The following is an 11,282-nucleotide window of genomic DNA, read 5'->3' on the forward strand; positions in this document are numbered from 1 at the left end:
ATGAGGCGGCGCAGCGGATCGCCGCCGAGACCGGCGGCCATTATCTCGACCAGTTCACCTTCGCCGAGCGCGCCACCGACTGGCGCGGCAACAACAATATCGCCGAGAGCATTTTCGCGCAGATGGAGAACGAGGAGCACCCCACCCCCGAATGGGTGGTGATGAGCGCAGGCACCGGCGGCACCTCGGCCACGATCGGCCGCTATATCCGCTACCGCAACCTGCCGACGCGGCTCTGCGTGGTCGATGTCGAGAACTCGGTGTTCTATGACAGCTATGTCAGCGGCGACCGCACCGTCAGCCGCGATGACGGGTCCAGGATCGAGGGCATCGGCAGGCCACGCGTCGAACCCTCCTTCCTGCCAACGGTCATCGACCACATGATCCGGGTCCCCGACGCCGCATCCCTTGCGGCCATGCATGTTCTCTCGAAACGCATCTTCCGCCAGGTCGGCGGCTCGACCGGCACAAATTTCTTCGGCCTTTGCCGGATCGCGGCGCAGATGATGCACGAGAAGCGCGAAGGCGCGCTCGTCACCCTGATCTGCGACAGCGGCGCGCGCTATGCCGATACCTATTACAACCCCGACTGGCTGAAGGAAAACGGCCTCGACATCGCGCCCTATGTCGACCAGCTCGAGCGTTTCCTCGACACCGGCCGGCTGCAGGCCTGACGGTCCTTCGGCGATCAGGCATCTTGCGCTGCAAGGTTATCGCTGCAGCAGTGATATCCGTGGCTCGCTCCAAACGTTACCGCCGGGTACCTGAAAGGACACCCGGCGGATAAAAACAACTCCAAGTACGAAGCGTCAGAACCGGACCTCGAAGTGATCGCCCATATCGGGCTGCTCGTCGGTGACCTTGGCCTTGGCGATCTGGATCGCAAAACCGATCGAACCTTTTGTGGCCCAGACTTCGGCGAAATCCGGGTCAAACCTGATCAACCGGATATCGGGATCATCGATTCCCTCAAACCAGCTGGAGGCGACCGGATTCCAGAGCTCCTCGAGCTTCTTTCGATCCTGGACCAGCTCGGACTTGCCTTCCACGCGGGCGTGCATCTCGCCATTGCCCGTGACGATAAGCGAACTTTCGGTCTCGCCGGCCTCGATCGCCTTCACCAGATCAGTGCCCTTCGCGGTGATAAACCAGATCACCCCTTCCTTCTCATTGGGGTAAGGCGACATCGGCACATGGCGGGCGGAACCAATGCCCAGCATCGCCGCGCGAACATCGTCCATTTCTTTCCAGAATTCCGATTTTGACATTGTTTTCTCCTTTGCAGGGATAAACGCCTTCCGCCTGAAAAGGTTGCCTGCCGATTTTGGGAAAGAGGCTCGCGCGCGACCACTTTAAGTGGCGGGCCGTTTTTCGACGAGCAGCCGCGCTTCCATTTCCAGTCGAAGCGCTTTAGACCAAGGAAACATGACAGGGATTCATGCTCCATGATCGATATCCAGCCTCTGGCCATCCTGCGTGAAATAGACCGGACGGGCAGTCTCACCCAGGCGGCCGAGCAGCTCAACCTGACCCAATCGGCCGTCAGCCACGCGATCCGCCGTTTCGAGGACCGCTACGGCGTCAAGCTCTGGGAGCGCGAGGGGCACAAGCTGCGCCTGACGCTTGCCGGAGACTATCTTCTCGGCCTTGCGCAGCGGGTGCTGCCGCAGCTCGAACATGGCGCGACGGTGATCGAGGATTATGCGCGCGGGCGGCGCGGCGCGATCCGGGTGGGGATGGAATGCCACCCCTGCCAGGACTGGCTGATGCGCGTGGTCGACCCGTTCCTGGCGGAATGGCCGGATGTCGAGCTGGACGTGACCACCGCCTTTCAGTTCGGCGGGCTGGCAGCACTTCTCAGCCATGAGATCGACATCCTCGTCACTCCCGATCCGATCGAGCGCGTAGGCCTCGAATACAGGCCTGTCTTCGATTACGAACTGGTGCTGGCGGTTGCCGAGAACCACCCTCTGGCGCGGAGCCAACGGGTCGAGCCGGAGGACCTGGCGGGCGAAACCCTGATCACCTATCCGGTTTCCCGCGAAAGGCTCGATATCTTTACCCGCTTCCTCGTGCCTGCCCACGCCCTGCCGCGCCGTCACCGCACGGTGGAAACGACCGATCTGATGCTGCGGCTGGTGGCCTCCTGCCGCGCCGTCAGCGCCACGCCCGACTGGCTTCTGCGCGGAGCCAAGGGGGTGAAGGGCGTACGGATTGGCGAGGGCATCGCCAAATCGATCCATCTCGGATACCGCAAGGGCACCCGGGCCGCTTACATGGATGGTTTCATGGGGTTGGCCGAGGCCGTTCATATCTGAACTATCGCTGGATGGCCGACCGGGCTTCCTGGGGCGTGTCGCGCCAAATGCAGGCGGCGAACGGCTATCGTTGCGCGGCGGCTCCGAAACGGATCGTCTCAACATGACTACGTGTCATGTTTTTCTGATAAATAATCATTTTTTATCATGGAAAAACTCGGGCATACAACACCCAGCGCCTGAGCCGTCGGTTCATGAAGACTGCTGATGACGCAGGCTTGAGAACAAGGCCGACAGGTCTCGAAAACGCAATCAATGCCCGCGCGCGCTTTCTCGGAAGCCAGGATACCACGATGACCAATGACCTCACCTTCACGATCAAGAGCATTCGTTTCGACGAAAATTACAAGCCGTCCGACGCCACGCGGACGACCACCAATTTCGCGAACCTGGCGCGCGGCGAGCGCCGGCAGGAGAACCTGCGCAACGCGTTGCGCATGATCGACAATCGCTGCAACGACCTCGCGCATTGGGACAATCCGGAGAGCGACCGTTACGCGGTCGAGCTCGACATCATTTCCGCCGAACTGGATATCGACAGCACTGGCCAGGCTTTCCCGGCCATCGAGGTGCTGAAGACGACGATCCTCGATCGCAGGACCGGCGCGCGGATCGAAGGCATCGTTGGAAATAACTTCTCCTCCTATGTGCGCGACTATGATTTCAGCATCCGGCTACCCGAGCATAACAGGGACCGGGCGGGTTTCAGCGTGCCGGAGGATTTTGGCGAGTTGCACGGAAAGCTCTTCCAGTGCTTCGTGAATTCGAAGGCGTACAAGGCGCATTTCCGCAAGCCCCCGGTCATCTGCCTCAGCGTCTCGGAGAACAAAATCTATCGCCGCACCGCAAACCGGCACCCCGTCCTGGGCGTTGAATACGAGGCCAACGAGCCGTCGCTGACCGAGCAGTATTTCCACAAGATGGGTTTGCAGGTGCGTTATTTCATGCCGCCTGAATGCGCGGCGCCGCTGGCCTTCTATTTCTTTGGAGACCTGCTCAACGACTACACCAATCTGGAACTGATCGGCACCATCAGCACCATGGAGACGTTCCAGCGGATCTACCGACCCGAGATTTACAACGCGAACTCGGTCGCGGGCCAATGCTACAAACCGAACCTGAAGCAGAACGACCATTCGCTCACACGCATCGTCTATGACCGGGAGGAACGGACCCGGCTCGCCATCGAGCAAGGCAGGTTCGCGGAGGAGCATTTCATCAAGCCCCACGCATCCCTTCTGGGCCGATTGTCGGCGCAACACGCCCTTTGACCCATTCAAGAACCTACAAGGTCGCGATCATGAACAAACTGCTCCCCACCTCGACCGCCGGCAGCCTGCCCAAGCCCGCATGGATTGCCGAGCCGGAAAAACTCTGGTCACCCTGGAAGCTCGAGGGTGATGAACTCGCCGAGGGCAAACAGGACGCGCTGCGCATCACGCTGGCTGAGCAACAGCGCGCGGGCATCGATATCGTCAGCGATGGCGAACAGACCCGCCAGCACTTCGTCACGACCTTCATCGAGCATCTCGATGGCGTCGATTTCGAGAAGCGCGAGACAGTCAGGATCCGCAATCGCTATGATGCCAGCGTTCCGACCGTTGTCGGCGCCGTATCGCGCGAAAAGCCGGTCTTCGTCGAGGATGCGAAATTCCTGCGCAGCCTGACCGACGGTCCGATCAAATGGGCGCTGCCCGGTCCGATGACGATGATCGACACGCTTTATGACGCCCATTACCGTAGCCGCGAGAAGCTTGCCTGGGAATTCGCCAAAATCCTCAATCAGGAAGCGCGCGAGCTGGAAGCCGCAGGTGTGGACATCATCCAGTTCGACGAGCCCGCCTTCAACGTGTTCTTCGACGAGGTGAATGACTGGGGCATTGCCACGCTTGAAAGGGCGATCGAAGGGCTGAAATGCGAGACTGCGGTCCATATCTGCTATGGTTACGGCATCAAGGCCAATACCGACTGGAAGAAGACGTTGGGCTCCGAATGGCGGCAATATGAAGAAACCTTCCCGAAGCTTCAGGCCTCCAATATCGATCTGGTTTCGCTGGAATGCCACAACTCGCATGTGCCGATGGAACTGATCGAACTGATCCGCGGCAAGAAGGTGATGGTCGGCGCCATCGACGTGGCGACCAACACCATCGAAACGCCGGAGGAGGTCGCCGCGACTCTCCGCAAGGCGCTCCAGTTCGTCGACGCCGACAAACTCTACCCCTGCACCAATTGCGGGATGACGCCGCTTTCCCGCTCGGTTGCCCGGGGCAAGCTTGAAGCCCTCTCGGCAGGCGCGGAAATCATCCGACGGGAAATCTCCGCCTAGGGCCGCTCCCGGTTGGCGCAGGATACCGCAGTGTTGTTGATGATTGAATACAGATAGAAGACGGCCAGGCCCGAAGGGCCGCGCAGGGAGCCGAAGGCGAGTGCGGTTGTCCAATGCGTGGACGAGATCCATGATGTCGGGAGCGCGGTCAATCCTTCTTCAATCGTCACGATCTTGCAGTTAAGTCGCGGTCGGGCGCGCCATGTCTATCTAGAAAAACTGCAGCGCGATCGCGGCAGAAAACCAGGCTTTTGGACGGCTGTGGAACGGCTTTATTGATACGCCAACCTCTTCTGAGCTTGCGCTGCCATCGGGATCTCCAATCGGTGTTGAACCGGTAATGTCGTCCTGGCGTCGGGTCGATTGTCACATCCTTGAAACCGGAAACGACAGCTTCCGGTTCAAAAGACAATCCGGCCCATCGGCTCAAAACGACGGAGGCGAAATCTGGCCAGGACCGCAGATCGGAAACATCTCCAAGAGGTAGCTTCGGCAGTCGAATTCAGGCGGAAGGTCCTGAAGATGCAGCGTGAAAAAAGGAAAGGGCCAGCCGGGCGGCGCCTTCTGCCTGATCGAGTGCGGGAAAGCGAGCCTCGCCGGCAAGCCTCTGACGGATCGTCTCGGCGATGACCGAATGCAGCTTCAGCACGCCGCCGACAAAGGCGACGGGGTGGTTGCCGTTGCGGGCAATCAGGATGTTGCCAAGGCGGGCGAGTTCAGCGCCGGCCTCACGCAGAATAGCGTTTGCGCATGCATCGCCGGCCTCCGCGGCATCGGCAACGGAACGCGCTAGCGCGCCGATGCGTCCGCGGTCACCGGCATAGATGTAGGCGCGCATATCCGACCAGTCGTCAGAGCCGACGGCGGCGTAAAGCGCATCGGCGAGCAGGTGCATATCGCCCGGCGCGCCATCCTCGTCAAGCCGGCGGTAGAGCGCGCGCACGGCAGCAAGGCCGATCCAGCCGCCGGAGCCCGCATCGTCGATCAGGATGCCGCGCCCGCCAATGCGGAAAAGCCTGCCCTCGCTGTCGAGGTGAACGGCAATCGACCCCGTTCCGGCGGAAACGAGGTGACCTTCTCCAAGCGCAAATAGGCTGCGGTAGGCAAGCTCGATATCGTCGGAAATGAAAATCTTCGCGCGCGTCAGCTTCAGCGCGGCAATCAGCATGTCCTCGATATCGCCACGCGCGCGCGGGCCGTACCCGGTGAGGCCGAAGACGGCCGCGTCCACCGGTTTGGTGATCTGCGCGGCAATCGCGGCGATGCTTTCCTCAAGCCTGTCGCGGGATTCGGCGTTGAAGGTGTGGCCGGTGGCGCCGGCCGCAGCCCCCCGCTGAACGATCGTTCCCGCCTGATCGCAAAGGACAAACCGCGACGCCGTTCCGCCGATATCCCCGCCGAGGAAATAGCTGTCCATGGCCTCAGCCCTCGATCTGCCTGACAAACCCACGGGTGATCTCGCGCGGATTGGTAATCGCCGTGCCGACAACGACGGCATAAGCGCCGCAATCCAGCGCGCGGCGAGCGCGTTCGGGCGTCGAAAACCGGCCCTCTGCCACCACCGGCGTTTTGAGGCGGGCGACCAGCGCTTCGATCAGGGCGTAGTCCGGCAGGTCATCGTTGCGTCTGGTGTCATCGGTATATCCGGAAAGCGTTGTCGCCACATAGGTTGCCCCCATGTCCGCTGCGGCCGCCCCTTCGTCGGGCGTTGCGATATCGCAGAAGGCTTCAAGTCCAAGCGCTTCGGTAATGTGGCGAATGAGCCTTGCCGGATTATCGCCCTGGCGCGGGCGCGGCGTGGCGTCAATGCCGATAATATCGGCTCCGGCCTCGGCAAGCGCATCGCAGGCTGCAAGCGTCGGCGTGATATAGACGGGCACGGCATCGGAAAACTGCTTGTCGATGCCGATGACGGGCAGGCCCGCGGCCTTGACGGCCCGCACGTCTGCAACGCCATTTGCGCGGATGGCGCATGCGCCGCCGTGGCGCGCAGCGAACGCCATCGCGCCCATGAAATGCGCGCCGTGGAGCGGGTTGTCAGCGCGGGCCTGGCAGGAAACCACCAGCCCGCCTTTCTTCAGCTTCAGCGTCACTTGATCGCGCCCGAAGTCATGCCGTTGATGAACTGGCGGGACAGGATGATGTAGAGCAGCGTGATGGGGGCTGCGGCAAAGGTCAGCCCGGCAAACAGCACGCCCCAATTGGTGGTGTATTCACCCATGAAGCTCGTCAGCCCCTGCGGCAGGGTTTTCAGAAGATCGTTCTGGATGAAGATCAGCGGGAAGAAGAAATCGTTCCAGATCGGCACGAGATTGTGAATTGCGGCGATCACCATGGCAGGCCGCGCCAGCGGCAGCATGACCGACCACATGATCCGCGCTTCCGACGCGCCGTCCATGCGCGCGGCATCTTCCAGCTCGCCGGGCAGCGAGCGAATGAACCCGGTCATGATGAACACGGTCGATGGCAGGCCCATGGCGATATAGATGAGGATCAGCGATAGCTGGCTGTCGAGCAGGCCCATCTTGCGCATAAGCACGAAAAGCGGAATGACGGCGAGCTTCAGCGGCAGGGTCAGACCGGCCAGGAAGAACAGCAGCAGAAAGCTGGAGCCCTTGAAATTATAGCGCCCCAGCGCATAGGCCGCCATCGACCCCAACACCAGAATGGCAAGAATGGACGATCCGGTAATCAGCAGCGAGTTGAAGAAGTAGCGGACGAAATGGGTCTCGGTCCATATCGCCTCGAAATTCGACAGATCGGTGAAATCGGGAATCGCGAAAGGCTTCCGGAAAATCGCCATTGACGGCTTGAAGGCCGAAAACACCATGATCACGATCGGCGCGATCATGATGAAGGTATTGGCGATCAGCAGGATCTGCAGCAATCCGTCGCGCCCGAATGTGCGCATCAGGCCGGAGCGGTCGGTATAGGTCGTATCGCTCAAAGCTCAATCTCCCGGCGGCGCAGGTAAAGCGTCATGGCGGTGGCAAAGACGGTAATGAAGATGAAGACGAGCGCCGCCAGCGCCGAGCCATGGCCGAAATCCGAGCTTCCGGCGCCGGGATTGCCGAAGGCAAGCCGGTAGAAATAAAGCGCCAGCACATCGGTATTGCCGTAGGGCGAGCCGCTCATGCCCTCCATCACATAGGGCAGTTCGAACCAGTTGAACGACCCGATGAATTGCAGCACGAAAACGATGGTTGCCGCCGGCGCCACCAGCGGCCAGATGATTTTCCGTATTTTCACCCACTCGCTTTCGGTTTCCATGCGCACGGCATCGTAGATTTCGCTTGGAATGCGCTGCATGGCGGCAAGGAAAATCAGTGTCGGAAAGCCGACCCAGTGCCACGCATTGACGAGAATGAGCGAGGCCAGCGCGGTGTCGGACTGTCCGAGCCAGGGTTGCGCCAAACCGGCGAGACCGACCGCTTTCAGCGTCTGGTTGACGATGCCGAACAGCGGGTTGAGGAACAGTTTCCACAAATAGCCGACAATCACGGTCGACAGCACCACCGGCAGGAATACGGCGATGCGATGGAGCCGGGCCAGCGGAAACTCGCGCCACAGCGCATAGGCGAGAATGAAGGCAGCGCCGTTTTGCACCACCATCAGCGTGACAAAGACGATGACATTGTTGATGAAGGCGTTTTGAACCGTCGATTTATACGGTTCGGTAAACAGCACATCGTAGAAATTCTGGAAGCCGACAAATTCGCCCCGCGCCATGCCGTTCCAGTGATAGAAGGCGTAGGCCAGCGCTGAGACGATCGGGTAGGCGACAAAGAGCAGCATCACCGCAAGAGCGGGCAGGATCAGACAGGTGATCCAAAGGCCACGTGGCGTCGGCATCAGGCGGTTCATTGCATTCGCTTCCGTCTTGATCAGAGCGAGCCGGCCTCAAAAGGCCGGCTCCTAGACGTCGAGAAATCAGTTGTTCTGGAAGGGTTCGTAGTATTTCGACAGGCCCTCGGTCACGGTCGCGCCGACCTCTTCAGGCGTTGCCTCGCCGGCCATCATCTTCTGAACGTTTTCCTGAACCAGCGTCGAGCCCGAAGGCTGGTCGAAGCGGAAATTCACCAGCATCATGTAAGGCATCGAGGTCTTGTTCAGCTCGGCAACGGCCTCAAGATCCGGGTTGTCGAAAGTGACGCCCGGGATCGGCGAGATGTTGGAGAGCTCGTTGGCAAAGGCCTGACCGAATTCCTTGGAGGCGAGGAAGTTCAGGAACTTCAGCACCGCATCCTTGTGCTCGGTGGCCGCATTGCCGGCATAGCCGCCGTCATAGAACACGGCGACAAGGCCTTCATCGTCCTCATTGACCACGGGGGCGGGAATGGCGCCGATATTGATATCGGGATTCATGCCCTTCATGGCGGCGATTTCATAGGAACCGCCGACGAACATGCCGGCCATGCCCGTCGCAAACAGCTGCTGCGAAGAGGCGTAATCGAGGCCGATGAAGCCGTCGGGGAAATACTGGCTCATATCCTTGATGCGGGTCAGCGCATCGACAAAGCGCGGATCGGTGAAATCGGCATCGCCGCTCATCACGTCCTCGTAAAAGGCCTTGCCCATGGTCGATGAACCGAGGCCGAAGGTGATGACTTCGTTCTGCCATGCGTCCGCCGTGCCATTGGCAAAGGCGTAGAGACCGGCTTCCTGAAGCGCTTCGGCGGCCGCTTTCATATCGTCCCATGTCTTCGGCGGCTCAAGACCAAGCTCGCTGAACACATCCTTGTTGTAGAGCACCATCATCGTCTGCGAGGCGAAGGGAATGGCGTAGACGGTGTTGTCCGCGCGCAGGGTTTCCGCCTTCAGCGCATCGGCCGGGAAGTCCTTCAGCGCCGGCACGTTTTCTTCCGAAAGCGGCATGAGATACCCGCCGGATGCCACGCTCTCGAAGGAGCCGTAGGCGCGCACCATCATCGCGTCGGGACCGGCCTCGCCTGCAAGCGCGGTCGACAGGATGGTGCCGTAATTGACGGCTTCGATCATTCTGAGATTGACATTGATGTCGGGGTTTTCCGCCTCGAAGGTGTCGATGAATTCTTCATATTGCGGCACGTCCTCCACGCGCCAGCCCCAGAAGGAAATATCTTCGGCGAAAGCCGGCGCGGCGATGCCGGCGACGGCCGTGGCCACCAGAAAAGTCTTGGCAAAGGGTGTCATCAGATTGCTCCTTTTGTTCCGTTCCCCTGAATTACCGATGACAAGCGGAAAAGCCGTTATCAAACACGCTGGCCGCTCGCCCTGTCAAAGACGTGAAGCGCATCTGCCTGCGCCTGCACGGTGACATCGTCGTCGGCATCGAAGAAGACGGTTGGCGGCACCCTGATGGTGACCTGCTCGCCGCTTGTCAGCCGAACGTAAACATATGAATCGTCGCCGAGATATTCGGTGTAGATTACCGAGCCGGCAAAGCCGTCGCCGGCGTGTCCCGCCACGACGGAAAGACCGTCCGGGCGTGCGCCGATGGTGAGCGCGCCCTCCGCGATGCCGGCCGGTGCCCGAATCGCGCCGGTGCCCGCTATTGCAAGTTTCCCCGCTGTGCTGTCGACATCGAGAAGCGACATCTTCGGCGAGCCGATGAACGTCGCCACAAAGGTGTTGGCAGGCGTTTCGAACAGTTCGCGGGGGCTGCCGACCTGTTCGATATAGCCATTGTTCATCACCACGATCCGGTCGGCCAGCGTCATCGCCTCGACCTGGTCATGAGTCACATAGATCATCGTGCCGCCGATATCGCGGTGCAGGCGCGCAATCTCGAGGCGCACGTCGGCGCGAAGGGCGGCATCGAGGTTCGAAAGCGGTTCATCGAGCAGAAAAACGTCAGGCTTGCGCACCATGGCGCGGGCAATGGCCACGCGCTGGCGCTGCCCGCCGGAAAGCTGGCGCGGCTTGCGTTTCAGATAGTCCTCAAGCCTCAGCATCCGGGTTACTTCGGCAATGCGGGCGCTGATCTCATCCTTCGAAAGCCCCATCAGCCGTGCGCCGAACGCCATGTTCTCATAGACATCCATATGCGGATAAAGCGCATAGGACTGAAACACCATGGCAGCCCCGCGCTTCGAGGGCGCAACGTCATTCATGACCTTGCCATTGATCGAAAGCGTGCCGCCGGTAATCGGATCGAGGCCCGCGATCAGCCGCAGCAGCGTCGATTTTCCGCAGCCTGATGGTCCGACAAAGATGATGAGTTCACGATCTCCGATCTCCAGATCGATCCCGTGCAGCACTTCCGTTTCCTTGAAGCGCTTGACGATACCCTTGAGTGATAGACGCGCCAAAAATCAGCCCTTCAACAATACCATTAGAATACCAATTGGATCATTGCCGTTTTATAGGAGGCTGTAAAGAGTCAATTCAGATCGATCGTGTTGTTTTCTGTCTGCCTCGCAGAACTTCTTTGAGTATCATTGCGTTGGAGAAATTCCGGTGATGAAAGCCTCGCGACGTTTCCACGCCGCTGCGGGAGGCCCGACACGCCCCTCGGCGATAGGAAAGTGCCGTGAGCGTGGCCCTCGATCATTCCCACACAGGCATCAAGCAACCGCACAAATTGAGGCTGGCGTTGAAATGTAAATAAGTATCTGAATTTAAAGGTTTTTTATGGCGGAGAGGGAGGGATTCGA

At 60.1% G+C, this 11,282-nt stretch carries 11 protein-coding genes; 4 read left to right on the forward strand and 7 right to left on the reverse strand.

Going from position 1 to position 11,282, the window contains the following annotated elements; all coding sequences use genetic code 11:
• Nucleotides 1–674: pyridoxal-phosphate dependent enzyme (locus B4E36_RS00555; protein ID WP_345899851.1), on the forward strand; the 674-nt coding region annotated here is incomplete at its 5' end.
• A gap of 135 nt (nt 675–809) precedes the next feature.
• Here the strand turns inward: B4E36_RS00555 and B4E36_RS00560 are convergent.
• Nucleotides 810–1,268 carry a pyridoxamine 5'-phosphate oxidase family protein gene (locus B4E36_RS00560; protein WP_018063522.1) on the reverse strand — a complete coding sequence of 153 codons (459 nt, stop codon included), beginning with the start codon at nt 1,266–1,268 and terminating at the stop codon, nt 810–812.
• Between the two features lie 177 nt (nt 1,269–1,445).
• On the opposite strand from B4E36_RS00560, the gene B4E36_RS00565 reads away from it, so the two are divergent.
• The 3 genes from B4E36_RS00565 to B4E36_RS00575 all read left to right on the forward strand — a co-directional run bounded on the left by B4E36_RS00565 (nt 1,446) and on the right by B4E36_RS00575 (nt 4,647).
• Nucleotides 1,446–2,318: a LysR family transcriptional regulator gene (locus B4E36_RS00565; RefSeq protein ID WP_292053485.1), complete on the forward strand. Its 873-nt coding sequence runs from the start codon at nt 1,446–1,448 to the stop codon at nt 2,316–2,318.
• 293 nt (nt 2,319–2,611) lie between these two features.
• The gene (locus B4E36_RS00570) at nt 2,612–3,589 is read left to right on the forward strand and encodes a DUF1852 domain-containing protein (RefSeq protein ID WP_292053487.1); all 978 of its coding nucleotides are present in this window, start codon (nt 2,612–2,614) and stop codon (nt 3,587–3,589) included.
• Nucleotides 3,590–3,618: 29 nt separating this feature from the next.
• Complete coding sequence (locus tag B4E36_RS00575) at nt 3,619–4,647, forward strand: methionine synthase (RefSeq protein WP_292053489.1); 1,029 nt, start codon at nt 3,619–3,621, stop codon at nt 4,645–4,647.
• A gap of 502 nt (nt 4,648–5,149) precedes the next feature.
• Here B4E36_RS00575 and B4E36_RS00580 read toward each other — a convergent pair.
• From B4E36_RS00580 to B4E36_RS00605, 6 genes are all read right to left on the reverse strand, one after another.
• Nucleotides 5,150–6,064, reverse strand: a complete 915-nt coding sequence (locus B4E36_RS00580) for an N-acetylglucosamine kinase (protein WP_292053490.1) — start codon at nt 6,062–6,064, stop codon at nt 5,150–5,152.
• A gap of 4 nt (nt 6,065–6,068) precedes the next feature.
• Nucleotides 6,069–6,740: an N-acetylmannosamine-6-phosphate 2-epimerase gene (locus tag B4E36_RS00585; RefSeq protein WP_292053492.1), complete on the reverse strand. Its 672-nt coding sequence runs from the start codon at nt 6,738–6,740 to the stop codon at nt 6,069–6,071.
• Entirely contained in the window at nt 6,737–7,594 is an 858-nt protein-coding gene (locus B4E36_RS00590; protein WP_292053494.1) for a carbohydrate ABC transporter permease, read from the reverse strand. The genes B4E36_RS00585 and B4E36_RS00590 overlap by 4 nt, the downstream gene beginning before the upstream one ends.
• Nucleotides 7,591–8,499 carry a carbohydrate ABC transporter permease gene (locus B4E36_RS00595; RefSeq protein ID WP_292053497.1) on the reverse strand — a complete coding sequence of 303 codons (909 nt, stop codon included), beginning with the start codon at nt 8,497–8,499 and terminating at the stop codon, nt 7,591–7,593. Before B4E36_RS00595 ends, B4E36_RS00590 begins: the two co-directional genes overlap by 4 nt.
• 78 nt (nt 8,500–8,577) lie before the next feature.
• Nucleotides 8,578–9,819, reverse strand: a complete 1,242-nt coding sequence (locus tag B4E36_RS00600; protein WP_292053499.1) for an extracellular solute-binding protein — start codon at nt 9,817–9,819, stop codon at nt 8,578–8,580.
• 59 nt (nt 9,820–9,878) lie between these two features.
• Entirely contained in the window at nt 9,879–10,937 is a 1,059-nt protein-coding gene (locus B4E36_RS00605; protein ID WP_292053501.1) for an ABC transporter ATP-binding protein, read from the reverse strand.
• Between the last annotated feature and the right edge of the window lie 345 nt (nt 10,938–11,282).

It is taken from the genome of Martelella sp. UBA3392 (assembly GCF_002358775.1).
GTDB lineage: Bacteria > Pseudomonadota > Alphaproteobacteria > Rhizobiales > Rhizobiaceae > Martelella > Martelella mediterranea.

Bases quoted from the DNA above. Each gene is read 5' to 3' on its own strand.
- B4E36_RS00560 (WP_018063522.1), bottom strand. From the start codon at position 1,268: ATGTCAAAATCGGAATTCTGGAAAGAAATGGACGATGTTCGCGCGGCG.
- B4E36_RS00580 (WP_292053490.1), bottom strand. From the start codon at position 6,064: ATGGACAGCTATTTCCTCGGCGGGGATATCGGCGGAACGGCGTCGCGG.
- B4E36_RS00600 (WP_292053499.1), bottom strand. From the start codon at position 9,819: ATGACACCCTTTGCCAAGACTTTTCTGGTGGCCACGGCCGTCGCCGGC.
- B4E36_RS00565 (WP_292053485.1), top strand. From the start codon at position 1,446: ATGATCGATATCCAGCCTCTGGCCATCCTGCGTGAAATAGACCGGACG.
- B4E36_RS00595 (WP_292053497.1), bottom strand. From the start codon at position 8,499: ATGCCGACGCCACGTGGCCTTTGGATCACCTGTCTGATCCTGCCCGCT.
- B4E36_RS00575 (WP_292053489.1), top strand. From the start codon at position 3,619: ATGAACAAACTGCTCCCCACCTCGACCGCCGGCAGCCTGCCCAAGCCC.
- B4E36_RS00570 (WP_292053487.1), top strand. From the start codon at position 2,612: ATGACCAATGACCTCACCTTCACGATCAAGAGCATTCGTTTCGACGAA.